The 25,451-nt window shown below is 62.1% G+C and carries 22 protein-coding genes; 13 read left to right on the forward strand and 9 right to left on the reverse strand.

Annotation, left to right across the window (positions count from 1 at the left end):
* Positions 1–56 precede the first annotated feature (56 nt).
* The 4 genes from denD to QD208_RS03505 all read left to right on the forward strand — a co-directional run bounded on the left by denD (position 57) and on the right by QD208_RS03505 (position 5,511).
* Positions 57–1,052: a D-erythronate dehydrogenase gene (gene denD, locus QD208_RS03490; RefSeq protein ID WP_279835647.1), complete on the forward strand. Its 996-nt coding sequence runs from the start codon at positions 57–59 to the stop codon at positions 1,050–1,052.
* Positions 1,053–1,215: 163 nt separating this feature from the next.
* Positions 1,216–2,592 (forward strand): gluconate:H+ symporter, encoded by a 1,377-nt coding sequence (locus QD208_RS03495; protein ID WP_279835649.1) that lies wholly within the window; start codon positions 1,216–1,218, stop codon positions 2,590–2,592.
* A gap of 298 nt (positions 2,593–2,890) precedes the next feature.
* On the forward strand, positions 2,891–4,270 hold the full coding sequence (locus QD208_RS03500; RefSeq protein ID WP_279835652.1) for a GGDEF domain-containing protein: 1,380 nt from the start codon (positions 2,891–2,893) through the stop codon (positions 4,268–4,270).
* Positions 4,267–5,511: a GGDEF domain-containing protein gene (locus QD208_RS03505; protein WP_279835654.1), complete on the forward strand. Its 1,245-nt coding sequence runs from the start codon at positions 4,267–4,269 to the stop codon at positions 5,509–5,511. Before QD208_RS03500 ends, QD208_RS03505 begins: the two co-directional genes overlap by 4 nt.
* On the opposite strand, the gene QD208_RS03510 is transcribed toward QD208_RS03505, so the two are convergent.
* The 5 genes from QD208_RS03510 to QD208_RS03530 form a co-directional block, all read right to left on the reverse strand.
* A complete protein-coding gene (locus QD208_RS03510; protein ID WP_279835657.1) occupies positions 5,481–6,710 on the reverse strand; it encodes an acetate/propionate family kinase in 1,230 nt (409 codons plus the stop codon). The genes QD208_RS03505 and QD208_RS03510 overlap by 31 nt on opposite strands.
* Entirely contained in the window at positions 6,707–7,654 is a 948-nt protein-coding gene (locus tag QD208_RS03515) for a bifunctional enoyl-CoA hydratase/phosphate acetyltransferase (protein ID WP_279835659.1), read from the reverse strand. Before QD208_RS03515 ends, QD208_RS03510 begins: the two co-directional genes overlap by 4 nt.
* The gene (locus QD208_RS03520; RefSeq protein WP_347881988.1) at positions 7,600–8,094 is read right to left on the reverse strand and encodes a MaoC/PaaZ C-terminal domain-containing protein; all 495 of its coding nucleotides are present in this window, start codon (positions 8,092–8,094) and stop codon (positions 7,600–7,602) included. Before QD208_RS03520 ends, QD208_RS03515 begins: the two co-directional genes overlap by 55 nt.
* 178 nt (positions 8,095–8,272) lie before the next feature.
* Positions 8,273–8,887, reverse strand: coding sequence for an SDR family oxidoreductase (locus QD208_RS03525; RefSeq protein WP_279835662.1), 615 nt, complete (start codon positions 8,885–8,887; stop codon positions 8,273–8,275).
* 9 nt (positions 8,888–8,896) lie between these two features.
* Positions 8,897–9,097 (reverse strand): hypothetical protein, encoded by a 201-nt coding sequence (locus tag QD208_RS03530; RefSeq protein ID WP_279835664.1) that lies wholly within the window; start codon positions 9,095–9,097, stop codon positions 8,897–8,899.
* Positions 9,098–9,919: 822 nt separating this feature from the next.
* Here QD208_RS03530 and QD208_RS03535 point away from each other — a divergent pair.
* From QD208_RS03535 to QD208_RS03570, 8 genes are all read left to right on the forward strand, one after another.
* Positions 9,920–11,326, forward strand: coding sequence for a cytochrome ubiquinol oxidase subunit I (locus QD208_RS03535; RefSeq protein ID WP_279835665.1), 1,407 nt, complete (start codon positions 9,920–9,922; stop codon positions 11,324–11,326).
* 4 nt (positions 11,327–11,330) lie between these two features.
* Entirely contained in the window at positions 11,331–12,329 is a 999-nt protein-coding gene (cydB, locus tag QD208_RS03540) for a cytochrome d ubiquinol oxidase subunit II (RefSeq protein WP_225346747.1), read from the forward strand.
* Complete coding sequence (cydD, locus tag QD208_RS03545; RefSeq protein ID WP_347881987.1) at positions 12,316–14,127, forward strand: thiol reductant ABC exporter subunit CydD; 1,812 nt, start codon at positions 12,316–12,318, stop codon at positions 14,125–14,127. The genes cydB and cydD overlap by 14 nt, the downstream gene beginning before the upstream one ends.
* Positions 14,124–15,869 (forward strand): thiol reductant ABC exporter subunit CydC, encoded by a 1,746-nt coding sequence (cydC, locus tag QD208_RS03550; protein WP_279835667.1) that lies wholly within the window; start codon positions 14,124–14,126, stop codon positions 15,867–15,869. The genes cydD and cydC overlap by 4 nt, the downstream gene beginning before the upstream one ends.
* 163 nt (positions 15,870–16,032) lie before the next feature.
* Positions 16,033–16,851, forward strand: a complete 819-nt coding sequence (locus QD208_RS03555) for a thermostable hemolysin (RefSeq protein ID WP_279835670.1) — start codon at positions 16,033–16,035, stop codon at positions 16,849–16,851.
* A 1-nt stretch (position 16,852) separates the two neighbouring features.
* Positions 16,853–18,553 (forward strand): AMP-binding protein, encoded by a 1,701-nt coding sequence (locus QD208_RS03560; protein ID WP_279835672.1) that lies wholly within the window; start codon positions 16,853–16,855, stop codon positions 18,551–18,553.
* 10 nt (positions 18,554–18,563) lie between these two features.
* Positions 18,564–19,412 (forward strand): iron-containing redox enzyme family protein, encoded by an 849-nt coding sequence (locus tag QD208_RS03565; protein WP_279835673.1) that lies wholly within the window; start codon positions 18,564–18,566, stop codon positions 19,410–19,412.
* Positions 19,409–20,260 carry an SDR family oxidoreductase gene (locus tag QD208_RS03570; RefSeq protein WP_279835675.1) on the forward strand — a complete coding sequence of 284 codons (852 nt, stop codon included), beginning with the start codon at positions 19,409–19,411 and terminating at the stop codon, positions 20,258–20,260. The genes QD208_RS03565 and QD208_RS03570 overlap by 4 nt, the downstream gene beginning before the upstream one ends.
* Positions 20,261–20,405: 145 nt before the next feature.
* Here QD208_RS03570 and dkgB read toward each other — a convergent pair whose 3' ends face one another.
* The 4 genes from dkgB to QD208_RS03590 form a co-directional block, all read right to left on the reverse strand.
* A complete protein-coding gene (gene dkgB / locus QD208_RS03575; RefSeq protein ID WP_279835676.1) occupies positions 20,406–21,212 on the reverse strand; it encodes a 2,5-didehydrogluconate reductase DkgB in 807 nt (268 codons plus the stop codon).
* Between the two features lie 164 nt (positions 21,213–21,376).
* Positions 21,377–22,384, reverse strand: coding sequence for an alcohol dehydrogenase catalytic domain-containing protein (locus QD208_RS03580; protein WP_279835677.1), 1,008 nt, complete (start codon positions 22,382–22,384; stop codon positions 21,377–21,379).
* A 120-nt stretch (positions 22,385–22,504) separates the two neighbouring features.
* Entirely contained in the window at positions 22,505–23,419 is a 915-nt protein-coding gene (locus tag QD208_RS03585) for a TIGR03571 family LLM class oxidoreductase (RefSeq protein WP_279835678.1), read from the reverse strand.
* Positions 23,420–23,527: 108 nt separating this feature from the next.
* A complete protein-coding gene (locus tag QD208_RS03590; RefSeq protein WP_279835679.1) occupies positions 23,528–24,709 on the reverse strand; it encodes an MFS transporter in 1,182 nt (393 codons plus the stop codon).
* Positions 24,710–25,159: 450 nt separating this feature from the next.
* On the opposite strand from QD208_RS03590, the gene QD208_RS03595 reads away from it, so the two are divergent.
* Entirely contained in the window at positions 25,160–25,432 is a 273-nt protein-coding gene (locus tag QD208_RS03595; protein ID WP_279835681.1) for a hypothetical protein, read from the forward strand.
* Positions 25,433–25,451: the final 19 nt, after the last annotated feature.

The raw sequence follows: 25,451 nt of genomic DNA on the forward strand, positions 1-25,451 counted from the left end.
ATAACGACAACACGTCATGAGCCGTCATGCCAGGCGGCGAGCAAGGAGTCCACACGATGCACGTCATGATTACCGGCGCCGCCGGATTTCTCGGTCAGCGCCTGACCGAGGCCTTGATCGACACGGGCAGCCTGAAGGGGCAGCCATTGTCACGCTTGACCCTGCTGGATCAGATCGAGGCGCCACGTCCCGAGGCGGCGTCATGTCTGGCAGTCGAACCGGCCACCTCGCTGGATATCGAGATCGTGGCAGGCGATATCGCCGATGCCGAGGTGCTTGATCGCTGCCTGGCGGGCGAGCCGCAGGTGATCTATCACCTGGCAGCCGTGGTCAGCTCGGCGGCCGAGGCGGACCTGGCGCTCGGCATGCGCGTCAACTTCGACGCAACTCGCCTGCTGCTGGAAGGCTGCGCGGCGCGTGGATTGCGCGACACCCGGCTGGTGATGGCCAGTTCGGTCGCCGCCTACGGAGGCGATCTTCCCGAGACGCTGAGCGACATGACCGCGCTGGTGCCGCAGAACTCCTACGGCACCCAGAAGGCGATGTCGGAACTGCTGATCAATGACTACAGCCGTCGCGGGCTGGTGGATGGCTGCGTGCTGCGTCTGCCCACCATCATCGTGCGCCCCGGACGTCCCAATGCGGCAGCCTCGAGCTTCGCCTCCTCCATCCTGCGCGAACCGCTCAATGGCGAAGCCGCAATCTGCCCGGTACCGAGCGAGCTCGAGATGTTCGTAATGTCGCCCCGTCGGGTGGTCGCGGCCCTGCTCAAGGGCGCGGAGGTGGCGAGCGCGGACTTCGGCCTCTCTCGCTGCTTCATGCTGCCGGGCATCACCGTCAGCGTCGCGTCAATGCTCGCGGCGCTCAAGGATATCGCCGGCGAGCAGGCGCTGGCACTCGTCAAGCATGAGCCTGACCCGCGTATCACCGCCATCGTCGGCAGCTGGCCGGCGCGCTTTGACACCCGCAAGGCGCGTTCGCTGGGCTTCGTCGGCGATGCCGACCTGCACGAGATTCTCAATGCGTATCGCGACGAGAGCGCCATCGCCTAGCCAGCGTCTGGCCATCTCATCCAGGACGAGCTCGCCAGACACCTTTGCCAGACCTGCTCGTCACATCAGCTCGTCAATAACAACGATCGGCGTCATGCCAGACGGCAGCGCCGACACCGCATACCTTGCGCCACACAATAACAAACTACAGGAGTCGCACCCCATGACAGACGCCGCCGTCGCGGGGCCACAGGTCATCATCGGCCTGGGCATCGCCATCTTCGTCATGATCTATCTGGTATTGAAAACCCGCGTGCATGCCTTGCTGGCCTTGATCATCGCCGCCTCGCTGGCGGGGTTGATCGGTGGCATGCCGCCCAATGAGGTGATCAGTGCCATCACCACCGGCTTTGGCAAGACGCTTTCTACCATCGGTCTCGTGATCGGCTTCGGCGTGATGATGGGGCGTATCCTGGAGGTGACCGGTGCCGGGCAGCGCATGGCCTACGCCATCCTCAATCTGCTGGGCAAGAACAAGGAAGAGGCCGCGATGGCGCTGACGGGCTACATCGTCTCCATCCCGATCTTCTGTGATTCGGCCTACGTCATCCTCAATCCGCTGGTACGTTCACTGGCGCGCAACAGCGGACGTTCGGTGATCGGTCTGGGCATCGCGCTGGCAGCTGGCTTGATCATCACCCACTCGAGCGTGCCACCGACCCCGGGCCCGCTGGGCGTGGCGGGTATCTTCGGTGTCGACATCGGTCTGATGATCGGCTGGGGCCTGGTGATTACCGCACCGGCACTGATTGCACTGGTGATCTATGCCCGCCTGATGGGCCCGCGCATCGAGGCGATGCTGGAAGCCCAACCGGGTGGTTTCGAAGGAAGCGTCAAGCATGACACCGACAGCATGATGCCTGAATCGGAGCTGCCTTCCCTGCTGATGTCCTGCATGCCGATCGGCCTGCCCATCGCGCTGATCTTCCTCAATACGCTGGTCAGTGCCGTGATGGGCGATACCAGCAACGCGTTTACCAGCACCATCGCCTTCGTCGGCAACCCGGTGATCGCCGTGGGCATCGGGGTACTGGTCGCCATCTATGGTCTGATGCCGAAGACCCCCAAGCAGGAAGTGTTCGATCATCTGGAGAAGGGTGTCGAGACGGCGGGTATCATCCTGCTGGTCACCGGTGCCGGTGGTGCGCTGGGCTCGGTACTGCGTGCCAGTGGCGGCGGCGATTACATCGCTATGCAGGTGGCGGCGCTGGGGCTTCAGCCGCTGTTGGTTCCGTTCATCATCGCCACCCTGGTGCGCTTCATCCAGGGGAGTGGCACGGTGTCGATGATTACCGCGGCCTCGATCTCCGCACCTATCCTGATGGGCATGCCGGACGTCAACATGGTGCTGGCCGCCCAGGCCGCCTGTATCGGCGCGATGTTCTTCAGCTACTTCAATGACAGCTATTTCTGGGTCGTCAATCGCATGCTTGGCGTCAAGAGCACCAAGCATCAGATGCTGGTTCTGACCCTGCCGACGACGTTGGCTTGGGCCATTTCCATCATTACCCTGTTGCTGCTCAACGCCATCGTCGGTTGAGCCAGCCAGAGCAGTCTGCTTTATCAGGAGCGCCGGGCCTCATCGAGGCCCGGTTTTTTCGTTGGATTGCCGTTCATGAGCAAGGTATCAACACGGACATATGGCGCTTGAGCATTTCCGTCAGCGTGCTTTCAACATCTGCGCATGTGATAAATGAAGCAGTGCGATTGAAGGGAAATCAGACATGCCTTCACGAATGGCAATATCGGAGCAACACCTGAGTGCCACGACTCCTGCGAGGCTGAGCTTTGCCCCTGAACTCGAGAGGGACTTTGAACAGTTCGAGCATCGTCGGCGCATGAGTCGTGCCGTAATGGGCTGCTGGAGCCTGATCATCTTTCAGCTGATGTTCGTGCTCTATGACACCGTCTATGCGCCGGTCGCGATGCCGGTGACAGAGAATCTCGCCGTGATGCTGCGCCTGTGTGTCTGTATCGCGCTCGCGATCCTCGTGCTGGTCCTCAAGAGTGAGGTCTGTCGCCCCATCGAGCGTGATGCGCTGCTGGTCGCGACCCTGTGGGGCGTGATCGGCCTGGCGGCGTGGCTGGCGGTTCGCGAGAACCACCTGCGCTGCTTCCTCGAACTCTATGCGCTGGGCGTGGTGCCACTGGTCGGTATCGTCCTGATGCAGCTGCGTTTCGTCGCGGCTCTGGGGCTGTCGGCAGGGGGGATGGCCATCGTGATCAGCGTAGCTCTGAGCGTAGCGATGCCCTATGCCCATATGGACTTCGCGATCGCCTTCGTCTTCATGGCGTTCTGCCTGTTTTCGCTGATTGCCAGCTTCCGCATCGAGTTCTCGGCCCGTCATGCCTATCTGATGACCTCCATCGATCAACTGCGCCTGCAGGATGTGGAGTCACGCAATGCCGAGCTGCAGGAAATGGCCTGTCTAGATCCGCTGACCCAGCTCTACAATCGCCGTCACCTCATCGAGGTGCTCAAGCAGCACCATGGCGATGCTCAGCAGGCGAAGAACGGCGTGTCAGGGCCCCATCCGGTGCCACCATTGCCGTGTCTGGCGCTGATGATGATGGATGTCGATCACTTCAAGGCCTTCAATGATCACTACGGTCATGTCGCGGGTGACAACTGCCTGTATCAGATCGCCCAGGCCTTGCAGGAACCACTGGACAGGGAAAAAGGCGCTGGCATCATCGGTGCTCTCGAGGGGGAAGAGGCTGCGATGGCCAGCGTCGTCCGCTTCGGCGGCGAGGAATTTACCGCCCTGGTGGCCGTGCGGGATCTCGAGCATGCGCGCAGTCTGGCCGAGGCGATGCGCTATGCCGTCAAGTCGCTCAAGCTGCCTCACCGCGAGTCGGAACTCGGTGTCGTCACCCTGAGTGTGGGGCTTTGCGTCATCCCCTTGTCGCGCCTGCTCGAGGGCGAGGGAATGGAGGATGAGGTGACGCGTGACATGGCGGTCGAGACGCTGCTCAGCCGCTGGGTCGATCAGGCCGACAAGGGGCTCTATTGTGCCAAGCGCCATGGTCGCAACCGTACCTGCGTGCAACGTGGCAACGGCCATGGCAATGGCAAGTCGCGCGCCCAGGCCAGTGATGACCTGAGTGATGGCCTTCACGATGAGCGCCAGGCTGCGCGGCAGAATGCACAGCACGATGAACAGAAGGCTAAGTTGCCAGATCACAGGCCGCCGATGGGCGGAGCGGGCCTGTCATGAGAAGTCAAAAGCGGCTCCCCGGCGGCCACGAGGCGATGATGCCGGCGTCGGTGGCCGCCGAGCGCGGGGTCGTCGAGGGGCTGATCGACAGTCGCGGCGCGTCACGCTGGCGGCTCATGTTCCCCGACGCCCTCGAGACCCGGTATGTGGAAGAGACGCGCGTCTCGCGCACGCGCGGCTTGCTGTATTCCGGCATCTTCGCCTTCGTGATGTATGCCACCTTCCTGATCAGTGACACCATCCATCGCAGTGAGGACCTGGCACTGGCCGCCATGCTGCGGCTGGGCTGTGTCTGCGTGGTGGCCCTGCTGGTGCTGCCGCTGGTGCAGCGTGCGTCTTCCATGGGGCTCAAGGAGTGGCTGATGACCGCGCTGGTGATCAACACCATGCTGGTCAGCGCCATCCTGTTGCAGCTGTCGCGCACCGAGCTTTCGCATGTCGATACGCTGTTGTTCGGCTTCTTTCCGATGGTCGGCAACATTCTCTTTCGGCTGCGCTTCCCCCAGGCACTGACGGCGTCGCTGACCTGTACGCTCATCATGGCCGGGGTGATCGTGTTGGAACCTGCGGATCAGGAGGGGCTGGAGCTGCTGGCGATGGTGATCTTCGTCAGCACCACGGGGCTCTCGCTATTGGCCAACCATCAGCTGGAACACAATGAGCGCCAGGTATGGCTGCTGCGTCGGCGTGAGCGGCTATTGCTGGAAGAGAAGCAGGTTGCCGGTCAACGTCTCACCCGAGAGGCCAACTGCGATGCGCTGACGGGCGTATTCAACCGACGTCACCTTGAGCGGAGTCTGACGCAACGCTGGGTGGGCCTGACCCGTGAGCATGGGCTGGCGATCCTGATGGTGGATGTCGACCACTTCAAGATCTACAACGACCATCATGGCCATGTGGAAGGGGATCACTGCCTGCAGCAGGTCGCCGGCGCGCTCCAGGCCGCCATCGGCCCGCAACCGGGCATGGTGGTGCGCTATGGTGGTGAGGAATTCCTGGTTCTGCTGGAGTCAGTGACCGAGCTGCAATTGCGGGCCTTCGCCGAACGCGTCCGTCGCAAGGTGCGTGCGCTCAAACTGACCCACCCTGACAGCTCGGTGGCGAAAGTGCTGACCGTCAGCGTCGGGGCGGTGAGCTACAAGGCTGAGCAGCACACCAATCTGACCGATCTGGTACGTGCCGCCGATGCGGCGCTCTATGACGCCAAGCATCAGGGACGCGACTGCTGTGTCGTACGGTGAGAAAAGATGGGCTGTGCTGATAGCAGACGCCGGGTCTCGCTGGCGATGATACCTTCTTCATCGGTGGGGATGACGAGGATCTCGAGGGTAGAGTCCTTGCCAGTGATGGAGGTGGCGTTGCGCTGATTGGCATCAGTGTCCAGCGTCGCACCGAGCCAGGCGAGACGCTGGATGATCAAATGGCGCACCAGTGCCGAGTTCTCGCCGATACCGGCGGTGAACACGATGCTATCGAGGCCACCCAATGCCGTGGCCAGCGATGTCATTTCGCAGGCGGCGCGATAGCAGAACATCTCGATGGCTTCGCGTGCCTCGGGCGCTGGATGGGCCTCCAATTCTGCCATGTCATTGCTGATGCCGGAGACCCCCAATAGCCCCGATTCCTCATAGAGGAGGTGGCGAAGTTGCGTCGTGCTCATGCCCTTGCCATCCAGCAGGTGCAGCAGCACACCGGGGTCTAGCGAGCCGCAGCGCTGCCCCATCATCAATCCTTCCAGTGCAGTGAAGCCCATGCTGGTGGCGACACTCCTGCGCTGCCTCATGGCGCACAGGCTGGCCCCATTGCCAAGATGCGCGACGATGACTCGACCTTCGCTGCGCGTTCCGAGTGGCGTCTCGGGCAGCCGGTCGGCGATGTACTGATACGAGAGACCATGAAAGCCATAGCGCACGATGCCAGACTCGCTGAGGGCTCGGGGTAGGGCGAAGGTCTGCGCCATTGAATCCTGGGTGCGGTGAAAGCTGGTATCGAAGCATACGACCTGCGGGAGGTGCGGGGCCGCATCAACAAGGCACTGGATCGCCACCAGGCTATGGGGCTGATGGTTGGGAGCCAATGGTATCAGTGCGGCCAGGTCCTCGAGCAAGGCCAGGCTGACACGTGCGGGGCCATGATGCTCACGGCCACCATGTACGACGCGATGACCGGCGGCGGTGATGGTCAGGTCATCATCGTGGCGTTCAAGCCAGTCGAAAAGCGCGGGGGTCAGGTCCTCATGACTAGCCTTGGCAGTCAATGGCAGCTGAGCATCCCAGTCCACGTCGGTGCCATCGCGGGTTTGCGCCGTGAACCTGGGGTGACTGCCGATGCCGGAGAGTTTGCCGCGCAATACTGGCTTCGTCACACCCTCTACTGCTGGAAAGAGCGCGAACTTGATGCTGGAGGAGCCAGCGTTCAGCACCAGCGTCACTTCGGTCATGAGCGGATTCCCGTCTGGTGATCGAGATAGCGCTTTGCCAGGGCGCAGGACGCCAGTCGAGACAGCAGGCTGTCGGCGCGACTGGTGAGAATGATCGGAACTCGCGCACCGAGCACGATACCGGCGGCATCGGCCCCCGCGAGATAGATCAGCTGCTTGGCGATCATGTTGGCGGCTTCCAGATCCGGTGCGACCAGGATGTCGGCCTCCCCCGCGACCTGAGAACGAATGCCTTTCTCGGCGGCGGCCTTGGCGGAGATGGCATTGTCGAATGCCAGCGGACCCTCGATCATGCCGCCCTGGATCTGGCCACGGTCCGCCATTTTGCACAGGGCGGCGGCATCCAGCGTGGAGGTGATGTGAGGATTGATCGTTTCCACCGCCGAGAGCAGCGCTACCTTCGGGCAGGTCACGCCAAGTGACTGCATCATGTCGATGGCGTTCTGGACGATATCTCGCTTGTGGGCGAGATCGGGATAGATGTTGATGGCGGCATCCGTCACCAGCAGAGGCTTGGGATAGGTCGGCACATCAAGAGCATAGACATGGCTCATGCGGCGCTCGGTGCGCAGGCCAAGCTCGGCATTCACCACTGCCTCCATCAGTTCATCGGTATGCAACGCGCCCTTCATGAGCGCACTGACCTTGCCGCTGCGTACCATTGCCACGGCCATCGCGGCGGCTGCGTGGCTATGGGGCGCATCGATGATCTCGATGCTCGTGAGTGATTCACCGGCCTGGGCGGCGGCGAGAATGCGCGCCTTCGGCCCGACCAGAACAGGCTGGATCAGCCCACGGCGACCGGCTTCCAGCGCACCTCCCAGCGATAGCGCATCGCAGGGATGCACGATGGCGGTGGTAATCGCAGCCAGCCCTTCGGTGGCCGTGATCAGACGCTTGTACTGGGCGCCCTGGATGTGCAGATACACTTCGGGCAATACCACGCTGGGCGTCTTATGCGCTCGCGGGGCGCGATGACCTTGGCCACACCCTCGATGACCGTCTCACCTTGCTGGTTGGTGCAGCGACATGCCAGGCGCAGGCGTCCCTTGGGCAGCTTCTCGCTGACCTCCAGGCGCACGGCGAGGGTATCGCCCAGGCGCACCGGCGCTTTGAAGCTCAGGGTCTGATCGAGAAAGATGGTGCCCGGCCCCGGCAATTCGGTGCCCAGTACGGCCGAGATCAAGGCGCCGCCCCACATGCCATGTGCGATGACGCCATGAAACATGTCAGTGCTGGCAAATTCCTCATCGACGTGGGCGGGATTGACGTCACCGGACATCACCGCGAAGAGCTGGATATCCGTTGTCTGCAAGGTACGCACCAGCTCGGCGCTATCGCCGACGGCGATATCCTCCCAGGTACGATTCTCGATGTACTGCAGGCTGTCACTGGGGACTGTGTCGTGAACCGGCTGTCCTGCTCGGGGTGTGCCGAGGGGCTCACCGAATCCGAGCAACCCCTCCTGCATCGGGCCGTTGCGAGCCGGCTCAGCTGATGAATCATTCGGACCTTTCTCAGGCAAGCCCTTCTCGGACGGGCTTGCGCGTGACACGTTATCGTCATGCTCGGACATGCAGACCTCCATCGATATGGACCGTTTCCCCTGTGATGCGACGGGTCGCGGGGCTTGCGTACATCACCGCCAGGTTGCCGATATCCTCGATCGTCACCAGAGCCTCTTCGGGGGCGCGAGCGCGAGCCTCGTCGATCAGCTCATCGAAATGGGCGATGCCGGACCCGGCCCGTGTCTTGAGTGGGCCCGGTGAGAGGGCATTGTCCCGGATCTGACGTGGCCCCAGCTCCACGGCCAGTGAGCGTACCGTTCCCTCCAGTGCCGCCTTGACCGGCCCCATGATGTTGTAGTGATCGACGACCTTCTCGCCGCCGTAATAACTCATGGCCAGGATGCTGCCACCTTCGATCATCAAGGGTTCGGCCAGTCGGGCCATGCGGATCAATGAGTGCACCGAGATATCCATCGCGCGTGAGAAACCTTCGCGTGAACAGTCCGTCACCCGGCCGTGCAGATCTTCCAGCGGACAATAGGCGATGGAGTGCACCAGCATATCGAGGCGCCCGAAGCGAGTTTCAATCTGAGAAAACACGGCTTGCATCTCGCCTGTGGCCTCGACATCCAGCGGCAATAGCAGCGCTGCCTCCACCTCCTTTGCCACGGGCTCCACTTAGGCTCTGGCCTTGGCATTCAGGTAGGTCATCACGATGTGTGCCCCGGCCGCACGAAATGCCTTCACGCAGCCGGTCGTGATGGAGTGCGCATTCGCCACGCCCACCACCAGCACTACCTTGCCTTCAAGCGGCTTGAAAGGGGCGGGAGAGGCAACTGTCTCGGGAGCCTCGGAAGCGTCTGGCGATTGGAGCGACATGATTGGCCTCTTTGATCGGATGTGTCGGGTGGCTCAGGTCTGCTTCACGTGGATGCCGGGTGCATCACAGAGCACGCGATAACGCCCGTGCTCCATGCCCATGTCGCGAAGCGTTGCATCGGGGTTGGTCCACGAGACCAAGAAGAGCTGTGGCCCTGACTCACCAGCAAGCTCATCAGGAAGCTCAACAGCGAATCGTGGACAGATAAGCCGACGGCGCAGAAATCACTGGGAAGACTGATGAAGGGGAAAAGCGTAAGCAGAAGAGCGCTCGGACGCAGAGAAGGCCGTAGCAGAGTCGACCGCAATATTGGAGGAATGGACGCCCATGTCCGCCTTGCCTCCCTTGTCACTGCTGCGCTACCTGATACTTTCTTTATCACTGAATTCGGGCGTGGTCAGCTTCATGGGTCGCATTTGATGCTCGTCTTGTATTTCTTTTGATGTACGTCAATAAAGGCGAATGTACGGCGTGATGTGTGTGGAAATTCGCAGCATGAAGAGTGGAAAATACGTGGATGCTGTCCTGCAGCATTGTGGTCTCATCTCCGTGTCTCCTTGAGCTGATCACCAAGGGTTGATCGCAAGAGCTGATCGCAAGGACTGATGGAGATGCGGCTCATGCATGCGGCAAAGCGTCATCGTGCATGAGAGAACGTTGTTTTGTATGCTCAGCATGTCAGCCGATCGAATGAATGCTGAATGAAGCCTGTCTGTCGTGGGATCACGGCCTGACCGTGATATCGCTGTCACAGTGCGCTCTGTCTCTGGATGAAGCGCGCGCTGTGCAATCCTGAAGCTTGAAGTCGTGAGGAGTCGCCCATGGAACTGGATCCCGTGATGCTGTCGCGAATACAGTTCGGATTTGTCGTGTCATTCCACGCCGTCTTTCCGGTGTTCACCATCGGCCTGGCATCCTATGTCGCATTGTTGCACGGGCTTTATTACAAGACCGGCAATGCGGCCTGGGATCGACTTGCCGCCTTCTGGGTGAAGGTATTTGCCGTGGTATTCGCCATGGGGGTGGTCTCGGGCATCGTGATGGCCTTCCAGTTCGGCACCAACTGGAGCAACTTCAGTTATGCCAGCTCCAACTTCATCGGCCCGATGCTCAGCTATGAGGTGGTGACGGCCTTCTTCCTGGAGGCAGGCTTCCTTGGCGTCCTGTTGTTCGGGCGTGGCAAGGTGCCGGAAGGGGTGCATCTGTTCGCGGCCCTGATGGTGGCGCTGGGGACCTTCATCTCCGCGTTCTGGATTCTCTCCACCAACAGCTGGATGCAGACCCCGGCAGGGGTGGAGCTGGTGGATGGTCACTTCTTCGTCAAGGACTGGGCCGCGGCCATCTTCAATGCCTCGCTGCCGTATCGCTTCGCCCACATGGCGATCGCCTCGTTCCTGACCGGCGGCTTCGTGGTGGCTGGGGTGAGCGCTTGGTATCTGCTGATCGGGCGTGATGTCGAGGCCAACAAGCGCGCGCTGTCCATGTGCATGTGGCTGCTGCTGGTGCTGGCGCCGGCGCAGGCGGTGGTGGGTGACATGCACGGCATCAACACGCTGGAGCACCAGCCGACCAAGGTCGCGGCGATGGAAGGCAACTGGGAGACCCAGTCGGGCGCGCCGCTGCTGCTGTTTGCTTGGCCGGACAAGGAAGCCCAGACGAATCACTTCGAGATCGCGATTCCGAAGCTGGCTAGTCTGATCCTGACTCATGACCCCGACGGTGTGGTGCCGGGGCTCAAGGAGGTCGCGCCTGACAAGCAACCGCCGGTATGGTTCGTGTTCTGGTCTTTCCGCGTGATGGTGGCGATGGGCCTTCTGATGATCGCCGTGGCCTTCGTCGGCTTCTACCTGCGTCGCGGAGGCAGACTCTATCACTCACGCCCCTTCCTGCAGACGTTGCGCCTGATGTCCATCGCGCCGTTCTTCGCGGTGTTGGCGGGCTGGTTCGTGACCGAGGCCGGACGTTCGCCGTGGCTAGTCTACGAGATGATGACTCAGCAGGAGGCCGTCACGCCGTCACTCACCGGATGGATGGTGCTGACCACTCTGATCGGCTACTTCCTAGTCTATCTGGTGGTCTTCGTGACCGGCAGCTACTACCTGACCCGCGTCATCCGCGGGGGCATGCAACCAGAACTGCCGCATGACGAAGTCGAGACCGCGATGCGTCCGCTGTCTGCCGCCCATGAGAGCCTGGATGACGATGCCAGTCGTACGGTGAGGAGTTGAGCTGATGGAAATGATCAATCTGACAATGATCTGGGCGCTGATCATCGGTTTTGGCGTCATGATGTACATCCTGATGGATGGCTTCGATCTCGGGGTGGGCATCCTGTATCCCTTCGCTCCTGACGAGCACGCCCGCGACGTGATGATGAACTCGGTCGCGCCCATCTGGGACGGCAACGAGACCTGGCTGGTGCTGGGCGGGGCCGGGTTGCTGGCCGCCTTCCCGGCGGTCTACACCATCCTGCTGCCGGCGCTGTATCTGGGGGTGTTTCTGATGCTGGCGGGGCTGATCTTCCGTGGCATCGCCTTCGAGTTCCGCTTCAAGTCCTCGCGCAATCGCCACTGGTGGAACATCGCCTTCAGCGGTGGCTCCTTCCTGGCGACCTTCTGTCAGGGCGTGGTGGTCGGTGCCTATATTCAGGGCTTCGCCACCGAAGGGCATGTCTACGTCGGCGGCGCCTTTGACTGGTTGTCCCCGTTCACCGTGATCACCGGGCTTGCGCTGGTGGTAGGTTATGCCCTGCTAGGGGCCACCTGGACCATCATGAAGAGTGAGGGCGAGGTGCAGGAGTGGGCCTATCGCATCACGCCGAAGCTGCTGATTGCCGTGCTGGTCGGCTTCGGGGTCATCAGTCTCTACACCCCGTTCGTGGATGAGTACGTGCGGGAGCGCTGGTTCGACCATCTGGGCGTGTTCTGGGTCTTCCCGGTACTGGCGCTGTGCTGCGCGGCATTGATCTGGCGGGCCACCAGCAAGCGCCTGGAAGGACAGCCCTTCGTCGCGACTCTGGGCCTGTTCCTGTTCACCTATCTGGGGCTAATCTTCAGCAAGTGGCCGTACCTGGTGCCGCCGGACATCACCCTGTGGGACGCTGCCTCCGCGCCGGAATCGCAGTTGTTCCTGCTGCTGGGCGTGCTGTTCGTCATTCCGATGGTGCTGGGCTACACCGCCTGGAGCTATTGGGTCTTCCGCGGCAAGGTCAAGGAAGGTGGCTATCACTGAGTCACGCAAGTCCCCGGTCGGCACGCCTGACCGGGGCGCGTCTGATCGAGTCACCCCGGAACGGCGCCAGGCCGGTCGATGGCTGAGACAGCAGGCGACGCGAGAGCGTCGCCTGCTTGGGTTTGCGGCGTGCTTCGGCATTCTGGCCGGCGGCCTGACGGTCGCCCAGCTGGTGCTTGCTGCCTGGGTGATCAGCGAAGCCATCGCGTCTCCCGCCGCGCTGGGAGAGCTCATATGGCCCTTCGTCGGTCTGCTGGCGCTTCTGGGCGCGCGGGTGCTGGCGACGGGGGCACAGGAGCTGCTGGCCCAGCGCGCCAGCCAGCGACTGCGCCAGGCCATTCGTGGCGAGGTGCTGACGGCGCTCGAGACATTGGGGCCGGTCCGCGCTGCACTTTATCACAGTGCCGAGCTCGCCCAGCGCTGGGTGGAACAGGTCGAGGCGCTGGAAGGCTACTTCGCGCGCTTTCATGTGCAGATGCGCCTGGTGATGATCACGCCGCTGGTGATTCTTGCCATCGTGGTCAGTCTGGATTGGCTGGCGGCCATCCTGCTGGCGCTGACCGCGCCCCTGATACCGCTGTTCATGGCATTGGTCGGCATGGGGGCTGAGTCGCTCAATCGTGACCAGTTCCAGGCGGTCTTGCGGCTGTCGCGTCACTTCGTCGATCGAGTGCGTGCTATCACCACCCTGCGACTGTTCGGGCTAGGGGATCTGGCGACTCGTGAGGTGACGCTGGTGGCCGATGATTACCGCAAGCGCAGTCTGCGCACCTTGCGGCTCGCCTTCCTGTCATCGGCGGTGTTGGAGTTCTTTGCCTCGGTGTCGATCGCTGTGGTCGCCATCTACATCGGCTTCGGCCTGCTCGGCGACATCCCCATCGGGCCCGCCGATGAGCTGACGCTATTCAGTGCGCTGGTGATCCTGCTGCTGGCGCCCGAGTTTTTCCAGCCGTTGAGAACTCTGTCCCAGTTCTATCATGATCGCGCTTCGGCGCTTGCCGCCTCCGAGACACTGATGGAGATCCTAGCGGCCGCCGATACCGCGCCGCCGCGCCATGCCGACCCTGTGGAGAAGCCTGCGCCTCGTGACGCTGCTGACTCACCCACAACGGATGAGCTGCTTCGACTGACGGAGGTCTGTTTGAGCCACCCCGAGCGCGGGCAGGTGCTGGGGCCGCTGGGTCTGGCGCTGATGGAGGGCGAGGTGCTGGTCATCAGCGGGACGTCCGGGGCAGGCAAGTCGACCCTGCTTCAAGTGATGGCCGGCTTCGTGGCCCCTGATGACGGGATCCGCCACATTCGCGCTCGGCTGCGGCTTGCTTGGATGGATCAACGTCCGCTGTTGATGCAGGGCAGCCTGGCCGACAACCTGCGGATCACAGCTCCCGAGGCCAGTGACGCTGATATCACCCTCGCGCTCGAGCGTGCCGGGCTCAAGACCGTGCTTGCCGCCTTGCCTCAGGGCATCGACACGCCGCTTGGCGAGGGCGGGCGCGGGTTGTCCGGTGGCCAGGCACAGCGCCTGGCGCTGGCGCGGGTGTTTCTGAGCGATGCTGCGCTGGTACTGCTCGATGAGCCCACCGCCAGTCTGGATGCCGAGACGGAGCGTCATCTGATCGCGGGCTTTCAGTGGTTGAGCACGCAAGGGCGAACCCTGGTGATCGCGACCCACCATCCGGCCTTGATCGCCATGGCGACGCGCCATCTGGTACTGGAGGAGGGTCAAATCCTACCGATGGCTGTCACGACGGCCACGGCGACGCGCCAACAGCACGAGCCGACAGGAGACCGCGCATGATGCACCCCGAGAGCGACAGCGTGACCTTGCGCGAGGCACTTTCCCGTCTGGCCCCCTGGTGGCGTCTGCATGATCGCTATCGCCGTCGTCTGATACTCGGCGTGGTGCTGATGATGCTCACGGCCTGCTCGGCACTCGGCCTGCTGGCGGTGTCCGGCTGGTTCATCACTGCATCCGCTCTGACCGGGGCTTCGCTGGCTGCCGGCGCGGCCATGACGCTGGATGTCTACACCCCCGGCAGCGGCATTCGGCTGTTCGCCGTCTCGCGCACCGTGTCGCGCTATCTGGAACGGCTCTACAACCACGACACCATCCTGCGTCTGCTGGCCAGCCTGCGCGGCACTGCCTTCGCCGCACTGGTGACGATGGACCCCGCGCGGGTGGCGGCGCGGCGTTCCAGTGACTGGCTCAATCGCCTCACCGCGGATATCGACACTCTAGATGCGCTCTACCTGCGTCTGGCGGCTCCGCCACTGATGGCGCTGGGTCTGATCGCGGTGCTGGTGGCGCTGGTCGCTGTCTGGCTGCCGGCAACGGCGGCGTGGCTGGCGGGGTTCCTGGTGCTGGGCTGGGCCTGGCTGACGCTGGGGCAGGCGCGCTGGGGGCTGGTGGCCAGTCGGCGCCGCGTCACGACATTGGAGTCGTTGCGCTCGGCGCTGATGGAGACGTTGCGTGGTCAGGCGGAGCTTGAGGCCTATGCGGCGCTGGGCACTGCCCGTCAGCGCCTGAATGAGATCGAGACCCGCCTGTTGAGAGATCAGTGGCGACTGGCGGTGATCACGGCCATCGGCAATGGCCTGGCCAGTCTGGTGATCGGCCTGTCGTGGTTGCTGTTGCTGGCGGCCGCCATGCAGGGAATGACGGATGAGCGACTGACACCGGCGGTGATGGTCATGCTGCCGCTGACGGCCATGGCGTTGAGTGAGGGCCTGGCGGGATTGCCGGCGGCCTTCACTCAGGCCGGTGCTACCCTGGGCGCTGCCGAGCGACTCAATGAGCTGTCCTCCGCCACGCGGCCACTGGAAGGTCGGCAGACCCTGGCCCGCGGTGCCGTGCAGGTGCAGATCCAGCAGGTGTCGTGGCGCTATCCCGGTGCCTGGTTCGAGGCGCTTAACGAGATGACCCTCGAGATCACCCCCGGCACCCAGGTGGCCATCTGCGGTGCTTCCGGCTCCGGCAAGTCCACGCTGGCGGCCTTGCTGACTGGCCAGACCCGGCTGCAGAGCGGCAGCATCACGCTCAACGGACAGCCCATCGACGCCTGCTCGCCCGAGTCACTGGCCCATGCCGTGGGATGCCTGACCCAACAGGTGGAATTGCTGGATGCCAGCCTTGCCGACAACCTGCGGCTGGGTGCGCGTCAGGCCAGCGATGAAGATGTCTGGCAGGCACTGGAGGCGGTGGATCTCGCCGCATGGGTGGCGCAACTGCCTCAGGGCCTCGCCACCCGAGTGGGTGAGGGCGGTCGGCAGGTCTCGGGCGGGCAGGCGCGGCGCCTGGGGCTGGCGCGCCTGGTACTGACGGATCCGGGGCTGCTGATTCTGGATGAACCCTTCTCCGGGCTGGATGCGCGCACGGCACAGCGCATGGCACAGCGTCTGGAGGGCTGGTTCAAGGCGCGTACGGTGATCTATCTGCTGCATGAGCATGACCTGGCATCGCCGCGTCCCGGTACGCAGAGCATCACTCGGGTTCACTCACTTCCGGTTACGAGTAGTGCTCTGGCGCAAAAGGAGCTCTGATCCCGCAATCCTCTCCGTGGCCATCGACCTGGCTTGCAGAATGGCATGCACGGCTAACCCTCAGGCCGTGCATTTCCTCGTAACGATCCTTTTCTTCCTGTCTTAAGCCTTCGCTAAGCTGGCGACCCTAGTCTGGGGGCATCTTCCTCGATGAGGCGCCCCCATGGAATCCTCAAGCTCTCAGCTTGCGACAGCGACAGTTGCGGTCAGCAATGATGTTTCGCCTGTTATCCGTTCCAGTACTTCTTCTCTTGTACCAACAGGGACTCCGTCTCCTGAGACGCCAGCGCCATCCGATGTCACGGTGCGCAACGAGTTGTATTGGTGCGATATAGCTGGCCGGCCTCAGGCAGAGGCCTTCGTGAAAGCTTGTTTCCAGCGTCACCATAGTGCGCGCATTCACGTCCACTATTCTCGTCTGCTGGTGATGCAGGGGGAGCCAGAGGATGGCCATTCGCTTGATATCGGAGATGTCGACATTCATGCAGTGACTGGGCTGATGCGCGCCGATGAAGGTCCCTTGAGGGTGGAAGCCTATCTTGGAGTTCGCATCGAGACGCTGCTGGCCGACACTGAGCAACGTCAGATCGAACGGCATCAGATCATGGAAATCGGTGCACTATGCAGCGCCACTGCGGGTGCAGGACGGATGCTGATGTTGGCTCTGGTTGAGGTGCTGGCGAGTCTCGAGATCGAGTGGCTGGTGGTGACGGCTTCGCGCGAGGTGAGAAATGGTCTGTCACGTCTGGGCATTGCCATGCGTGATATGGGCAAGGCCGACCCCACATGCCTTGAGGGCCAGGATGATTGGGGAAGCTACTATGCACATGATCCTCGCGTCGTCGTGATTCGTCCCTTGCACGAGGCTCAGCGTATGGGCAGCTCTCCCTTGGGACGCCGATTGCTGGCTGGAGCACCACGCTTTCTGCAGACAAGTCTTTCACCATTCCCGGCATTCCCTACCACTAACGGAGGGTGCTGAGATGAACTCACGACTGCTGGAGACGCTAGAGCTCCTGTCCGAGGTCGATCCTGCGCGAGTCTTGCTGATAGGGCGCGATGCCATCCATGAGGATCAAGATTACACGGCAAAGCAGCTATGGGAGGCGATCGAGGTACTTGCAGGCGCCTTCAATGCCGCTGGTATTCGCCATCTGGGGTTGGCTGGGGACAACAGTCCGCAGTGGCTTGTCATCCAACTCGCCGCCTGGCGGGCGGGTATTGTCGTGACCCCTATTGCGAATTTCTTCAGTGCCGAGCAGTGCCAACATCTGTTGGCCACTACGGCACTTGATGCCATCGCGAGCGCTGAACCGGGGGCGTTGACTCGTCTGGCCAGTCTAGAGGCTTCCACTAAGAGTCTGGCCGATGAGTCATGGCATGCGCAGCTGGATCATGAGATTGGCGAGGGCGAATGGAGGTCCCGCTGTCTGTCGTTGGAAAAGGGAGAGGCGGTCTATCTGATACAGCGCTCATCCATCCCTGCTGCCGTCCCAGTCGGCACTGCATTGATCACGTTTACTTCTGGTACGACAGGGGCGCCCAAGGGAGTCTGTCTGTCGCTTGAGCATCTTGAAAAGGTTCTTGAGGGGCTATCGGCACGATTGGAGCTCGTGACGCTCAAGCGGCATGGCGTTCTCCTGCCGCTGGCAGTGCTGCTGGAAAACCTCGCTGGTGGTCTGCTGGCACTGTGGCAAGGCCGCTGCGCCATCGTGGATACCGTTGGTTGCACTGGATTGATTGGCAGCGGAGGGCTCAATGCCCTGACGCTTGAATCCTGGCTTGATGAACGTCGGCCCCAGAGCCTGATTCTGGTCCCTAATCTGCTGAAGGCATTGGTTGCATTGTGTGAGAGCTCACCGATTGAGTCACCTTGGCGCAACTCACTGACGCTGGTCGCGGTAGGTGGGGCCAAGGTCCCCGCTTCGCTGCTGGCGCGTGCCATGAGGCTTGGCCTGCCGGTCGCCCAGGGATATGGCTTGTCGGAATTGGGGTCCGTGGTGTGTCTGTCGTTGCCTGGAGAGGAAAAAGGCGAAATTGACAGTGTCGGGCAGCCGCTTGAGGGCCTGAATCTCTCACTCGATGATAGGGGACAGCTGATGATCCACGGCCGTCGCATGCTGGGCTATCTGGGAGAACTGAATCCCTTGTCAGCCGATCAGCCATGGCCCAGTGGTGACCTCGCTCGCTGTCTCGAAACCGGGGGCTGGTGTCTGGAAGGGCGACAGAGAGACGTGCTGATCCTTTCCTCGGGCCGAAATGTCTCGCCAGGATGGATCGAGGCAGAGCTGGCACTCATTCCCGGTATCCGACAGGCCTTCGTGGAGGGTGATGGTCTATGCGGATTGATTGCCTTGCTGGCACCGGTGCTCAACGGAGACTCCACGTGTACGGAGGGTGCCATTGCTCGAGCGATTACCCTGCTCAATTCTCGTTTGCCTGATTACGCCCGACTTGTTGCCTGGCAGGTACTGGAAGCGTCACCGGATACCTCGCAGCCATTATCGATTGCCAGTGGTGAAGTGACGGATAACGGGCGCCTCAGGCGCGCGCGTATTCGTGAACGGCGTGGTGATGATCTCAAGCGATTGGCTCAACGCATCTCGACGACATCGACCGTGTATCCCTGCCCCTCTTCTTCCCAAGAGTCTGACGTGTTGTCACGTCATCACAGTGCTTCCTGAGGAAATGATCATGTCCTGGAATAACAACGTCTCATCATACCAATCTGTCAATCGGCAGGCGGATACTGGCGAAGTCGCTATTCAGACTCCTGCTGCCTCTGGAGCTGGCATCCCCTCCGACAATGGCCGGCCTGATGGGTTCTATCGTCAGTTGGTCGCTGCCACGGCCACGGAACGCGAGAAGTTGCTATCCGGTCCTCTGGTGGCCCGTGCACTGAATGGCCAGATCACCCTGGCGGAATATCGCGCCTTCCTGGCCCAGGCCTATCACCATGTGCGCCATACCGTATCGCTCATGATGGCCTGTGGGGCGCAGTTGTCAGAACCCGCTCATGTCTCGCGAGACGCGCTGCGTATGGCGGTCGCGGAATACATCGATGAAGAGAAGGGGCATGAGCATTGGGTACTTGATGATCTCGCTGCGACGGGAGTTCCTCGTGAGAGGGCGGTGCAACGAGCCCCACTGTTGGCAACCGAGCTGATGGTGGCTTATGCCTACGACAGCATACGTCGGCGTCATCCACTCAGCATGTTCGGGATGGTGCTGGTGCTGGAGGGGACCAGTACTGCTGTGGCCAGCGGGGCCGGACGAGCCGTGCGTGACAGTCTGGGGCTCGGAGATGATGCCTTCCACTATCTTTTTTCTCATGGCGAGCTTGATATCTCTCACATGGAGTTCTTCGCCAACCTCATGGACAGTATCACCGATGAAGGAGAGCAGCAGGCAATTATCCATGCCGCCAAGGCCTTCTATCATCTCTATTCCAGTGTCCATCAGGCTGCGCTCGAGGATGCATTCCACTGGAGTGATGCGGCGCTTGCAGCCGGTTGCGCTATGGAGAAGGAGGCGTTGGCATGAGCCACTCGCTTCACGCATCCAGAGTATTGATCACAGGGGCCAGTGGCGGGATAGGACGGGCACTGGCCCATGAGCTGGCGAGGCTCGGCTGTGAACTATGGTTGGTAGGGCGTCGTCGTGACACGTTGGAGGCATTGCGTGATGAGTTGCCCAAGGGCGTGGTAACCAGCTTGCTGGCACTTGATCTGACCCACGTCAGTGACCGTGAGGCATTGAGTGATGCACTATTGACCTGTCCTCAGTCTCAGCGCCCTTTTCTGGTGGTACATCTGGCGGGTGTGAATGAGGTTGGCTGGTTTGCCCAACAGTCGAGCGAGAAGGTGGAACGATTGCTCGACATCAACTTGACCAGCACGATCTTGCTGACCCAGCAGCTCTTGCCGATCCTGGCGTTGGCAGAAAAAGCACAGTTGATGCTGGTGGGGTCGATGCTTGGTCATATCGGCCACCCTGGCAATGTTGCCTATTGTGCCTCGAAGGCAGGACTCAGGGGGTTCAGTGAGGCATTGGCGCGAGAGCTCGCGGGCAGTTCCGTGAAGATACAGTACATTGCACCTCGGGCAACTCGTACTCCCATCAATCCACAACATGTTGAGCAGATGAACGCGGCACTGGGCAATGCCATTGATGAGCCAGAAAGCGTTGCGAGACTCGTGGTGAAGCAGTTGGCTAGTGGGCAAGTGCGCCAAACGATAGGGTGGGCAGAGCGATGCTTCGGTGTGCTCAATAGTTTGTGGCCGGGACTAGTGGACCGTGGATTGGCAGGCAAGCGTCAGGTCATGGAACGCCATCTCGGTCCGCTTTCGCATACGAATGAAAAAATAGAGGCTACCTCCCATAAAGCGTGAGGATGCGACTAGCACGTCAAATTCGTGCGAGCGGCCGCGGCGTCGAAGTCTCTCTGCCAGTATCCTTGGACAGCAACGCAAAAGGCCTCCCGAAGGAGGCCTTTTCATTTCTCTGACGTGGCATCAGGCACAGGCCTGAGGGTTATCAGTCCCAGTCAGGGGCGAAGTCCGGGTTGGCGATGCGCTCACCGCGATCCAGCTCGGCGATCTTCGCCATGTCTTCACCGGTCAGTGACATGGAGAAGGCCTCGAAGTTGCTCTTGATGTTCTTCGCCTTGGTGGAGGACGGGAAGGTGACGATGTCCTGCATCTTGAGCCATGCCAGGGCGATCTGCGCCGGGCTGGCGTCATGACGTTCGGCGATGGCATTGAGGGTGTCATCGTCCATCACCTTGCCGACTGCCAGTGGCATGAAAGCAGTGACTTGGATGCCCAGCTCGTGGCACTTGTCGATCACCTTGCGGTTTTGCAGAAATGGGTGGACCTCGATCTGGTTGGTGAGCAGCTCGTCACGCCCCACGATGCCCACAGCACGTTCCAGCTGTTCACAGGTGAAGTTGGACACCCCGATGTGCCGCGCCTTGCCCGCTGCCTTCAGCTTGGCCAGTACCGGCAGATAATCTTCCATCGGCACTTCATCATTCGGCGACGGCCAATGGATGAGCAGTAGGTCGACGTAGTCCATTTGGAGGCGCTCAAGACTTTCCTCGACGCTTTTCTCCATGTCACCCGGTACCAAACGGTCATGCCAGATCTTGGTGGTGATGAAGAGCTCTTCGCGCGGCACTTTGCTGTCGGCGATGATCTGTCCGACTTCGGCTTCGTTGCCGTAAAACTGCGCGGTATCAAAGTGACGATAACCGATCTCAAGCGCGGTGTTCAGGCTGTCACGGAGCGTTTCGCCCTCGATACGGTAAGTCCCAAAGCCGGGATTTGGTAGGGTAGTCGACATTCTAGAACTCCTGTTAAGCGCGCCCGGTATTTAGTCGTGAATGATGGGCGCATATCCATTTTTGCCCTTCCTATATGAGGCTTGCATACTGCGACGTCAACCTCACGACTTTGCATTAGCTTTTTTACACTAACGCAACAGTCGCGTGGACTTTGCCATGCACCTTACTCGTTGGCGGTAATCACGAATTTCAGCGCTCGGCGCTCACCACGCTTCAGCTCGGCAAGGCAGGCTGGCAGCGCCGTAAATGATTCGATACAGGGCGCCGGCTGGTTCAGGGAGCCATCGGCGATCGCTTCCAGAAGACCTTCCCCTGCTGCGACCAGGCGTGCCCAGTCCTCGTCGTCACCCGCCCAGTGAAGTGCCCCGAGTGCGACTTCGTGCTGCGAAATGGCGCGATCGAAGGCCGGCGCGGCCGCCTGCTCCAGACGGTCCTGGATACAGACGATATGGCCGTTGGCCCCCAGGTGGCGGGTCATCTTGCGGGCGTGATCCCCATTGACGGTATCGATCACGGCGTAGACCGGGGCGTCCAGCTGCTCGGCGTCCGTCAGGGTCTCGTCGGCGCCCAGCGCCTTGAGGTCCGCGTGGCGCTTCTCGGAGGCGGTGGCGATGACATGGAAGTCGCGCTGTCGGGCCAGCTGGATCAGCCAGCGGCCCACGCTGCCGGAGGCACCGGTGATCAGCAGGCGTTGACCGGCCTTGATTGGCAGCTTCTCGATTGCGAGCCATGCGGTCAGCGCCGGGCAGGGGAAGGCGGCGGCGTCATTGAAGCCTAGGGTAACGGGTAGGCGCATCACGGCCCGCGCTGGGACCCGCAGACGCTTGCTGAAGGTACCCGGCCCCGCCAGGGTGGTGTGGACCGCGATGCGGTCTCCCGGGGAGACGTGGGAGACATTCGCGCCGCAGGCGATCACCTCACCCGAGGCATCGACCCCGGGAATCTGACCGGCTTGCCACAGCTCGCTGTCCATCGCCATGAACTTCCAGTCGACGGGATTGAGGCCGATGGCACGCGTGGCGACCAGTACCTCGTCGTCTCCCGGGGCGCCGATGTCCACCTCTGACTGCTCGAGCGCCTCAGGCTCTCCCGGGCCTTGCCATACCCAGGCGGGTGCCCGGGTGGCGCTGTGACTGATGTCTTGTGTGGTGGTCTCTGTGGAATCTGACATGGGATCTCCTTGCAGCGTGAACGGTGAATCCTTTCCGCCATGGCGGGGGCAGGTCGCGCGACCCGCCCGGCTTGCCAGTGCGCTCAGCCAGCCGGGCAGATCAGTGCAACCCTTGCGCCCTCATGAGAAGTGCGGCAGCACCTCACGGCCCAGTTCCTCGAGGGTTTCCGTGAGCGGGCGGCGATTGCGACGCAGGTGGAAGCCGATGTGATTCACCCCGGCATCCTGAATGGCCGACAGTTCTTCCATGAGGGCAAGGCGGCCACTCGACAACCCGAAGCGATGACGACGCACCGGGGCGTGCGGGTCTTCTTCCAGGTTGAGGTGAATGAAACTGACGTAGGGCTTGTCGCCGGCGACCTGTCGCCAGAGCGCCACGCGGCGGATGTGGTCCTCCGGCGTGCCCGGGTAGGCCAGCCAGCCGTCCATCTCGCGACCGATCCACTCGGGCGTCTGCTGGGAGAGCCCGGCACTCAACAGCGGCGGACGCGTCGCGGCAGGCAGGATGGCCTGACCTTCGCTCAGGGCGTCGTCCGCCTGGCCCTTGATGACGTCCACCGCATGACGGAAGGCAGCACCACGGGGCGCGAACTCTTCGCCGAACAGCGGGTATTCCGCCGGTCGGTCGCCACTGGCGACGCCCAGCAGCAGGCGGTCTTCGCTCAGGGCCTGCACGCTGGCGGCGGCCTTTCTCACCAGCCACGGCTGGCGTAGCGGCAGCACTGCGGCGGCAGTGCCCAGCAGCAGGTTGTCGGTGTGACTGGCCAGATAGCCCAGGTAGGTGAACAGCTCGAAGACCTGACCGGCGTCGCCGAAGGCGGGGTCGAACAGCGGCACGTCACGCAACCAGGCGGCGCGGAAGCCGAGCCTGTCGACCTGGCCGATCAGCTCGGCATGGGCGCGCATGTCAGGCACGCCGAAGGGCGTGGAGGGGGCTCTGTCAGTGCGGACCCAGTCATTGTCGAGGGGCAGTTCGACGCCTAGGGTCAGGGGGCCTTGGGTGAGGCGATCCAGCGGGCCGGTCGGGGAGATCATGGTGGACTCCTTCAGCAAGCAGGTGTGTAGACGACGGTGCCCCCGAGCCAGCAGGCTGAGCTGTCGGAATCGGGGGCACGTCGTGATGGCGGGAGGCTTCGCGGCGGATCAGGCGGTCGCGATGGAAGACGCGTGACGCTTGTCGAGGCGACCGGCCAGTAGGGTCAGCAGCAGGGCGGCGGTGACGATCAGCGCGCCGATCCAGGCGGTGTCGGTCAGTGCCATCCCGGAGACCACCTGGCCACCGACGATGGAGCCCAGCGCGATGCCGATGTTGAAGGCGGCGATGTTGAGGCCGGAGGCCACGTCAACGGCCTGCGGCACGAAGCGTTCGGCCTGCTGCACGACGTAGACCTGCAGGCCCGGCACGTTGCCGAAGGCGAAGGCACCCCAGATCAGGATGGTGATCACGGCGGTGATCGGGTTGGCGGCAGTGAAGGTCAGCACGCCGAGGATGACGATCAGGCCACCGAAGATCAGGGTCAGGGCGCGAATCGGGCCCATGCGGTCAGCCAGCTTGCCGCCCTGGATGTTGCCGATGGCGACCGAGATACCGTAGACCAGCATGATCAGACTGATGGCGCCTTCATTGAAGCCACTGACGTCCTGCAGCAGCGGGGCCAGGTAGGTGAAGGCCGTGAAGGTGCCGCCGTAGCCGAGAATGGTGATCAGGTAGACCAGCAGCAGGCGCGGATGGGTCAGAATCTTGAGCTGTTGGGCGAAGGTGGCGGGTACGCTCTTCTTGAGATTGTTGGGCACCAGGATGGCGCTGCCGATCAATGCCAGTACGCCGAGGACCGAGACTACAAGGAAGGTGGCGCGCCAGCCGAAGTGCTGGCCGATCCAGGTGCCCAGCGGCACGCCGGTGACCAGAGCCACGGTCAGGCCGGTGAACATGATGGCGATCGCACTGGCTTCCTTGTCCTTGCTCACCAGGCTTGTCGCGATGGTGGAGCCGATGGAGAAGAAGACCCCGTGGGCCAGGCCAGTCAGGATGCGCGCCGTGATCAGCGAGCTATAGCTGGGTGCCTGCCAGGCCAGCAGGTTGCCGGCGATGAACAGTGCCATCAGGGCCAGCAGTACCAGCTTGCGATTGAAGCGGCCGGTCATGGCGGTCAGCACGGGGGCGCCGATGGCGACACCGACGGCATACAGGCTGACCAGCAGGCCAGCGGAAGGCAGAGAGACGCTCAGGTCCTGAGCGATGGTGGGTACCAGTCCGACGATCACGAACTCGGTGGTCCCGATGGCAAAGGCGCTCAATGTCAGCGCCAGCAGGGCAAGGGGCATGGCAGTTCTCCATCAGCAATGGGTGGGTCTTGGATGCTGTGCAGTCTGCCGTGAGATACCTTTGTGATAAACGCACGAAATGATGAAAGACTTTTGCAGTTTTCGTAAAGATTCCCGATGACGACGTCCTTTCCCCCCATCCTTGCAGCGCCTGTCTCTGTCTCTGTCAGCTTGTGTCGCCATCTCGATCTCATGCCAGATGGCGCCACGAGGTGACTCTACAGCGTGATTCAACAGGGGGGCTCGACAGGGGGGCTCGACAGGGCGACTCAACCGGGCGACTCAACAGCGGGATTCACAAGGGTGACTCCACAGGGCGGGGCGCAGCGGCTACACTGCGCGCCGAGAATTTTCATTCACTCCCTGTTCACATCGGAGATCGTCTTGGCCGCGCCTGACACCCCGTCTTCCTCTCAGCCTGATGCCCGGACTGCAAAGACTCCCTGTTCCTTGCCGCGCCTCGTCATGCCCTCGACCTGGCGGGGCTGGAGCCTGCTGGTGATCTTCCTGCTGCTGGTCGTGATGGGCATCTGGCCGGTGATCGGCTGGATCAACCAGCAGACCCTGTTGTGGGGCATGCCGTCATTGATCATCTGGAGTTACCTGATCATCTTCGCCTGCAGTGGCGCGATGTTGCTGGGCAATTGCCTGTTGCGCCGTCGCCACGGCGCAGACCCGCTGTCGAAAACGTCCGCTGGCGAAATAGACGGAGGCGCCGCGTGATCGATCCGCATGCCTTTTC

The organism is Cobetia sp. 29-18-1 (assembly GCF_029846405.1).
Taxonomy (GTDB): domain Bacteria; phylum Pseudomonadota; class Gammaproteobacteria; order Pseudomonadales; family Halomonadaceae; genus Cobetia; species Cobetia amphilecti.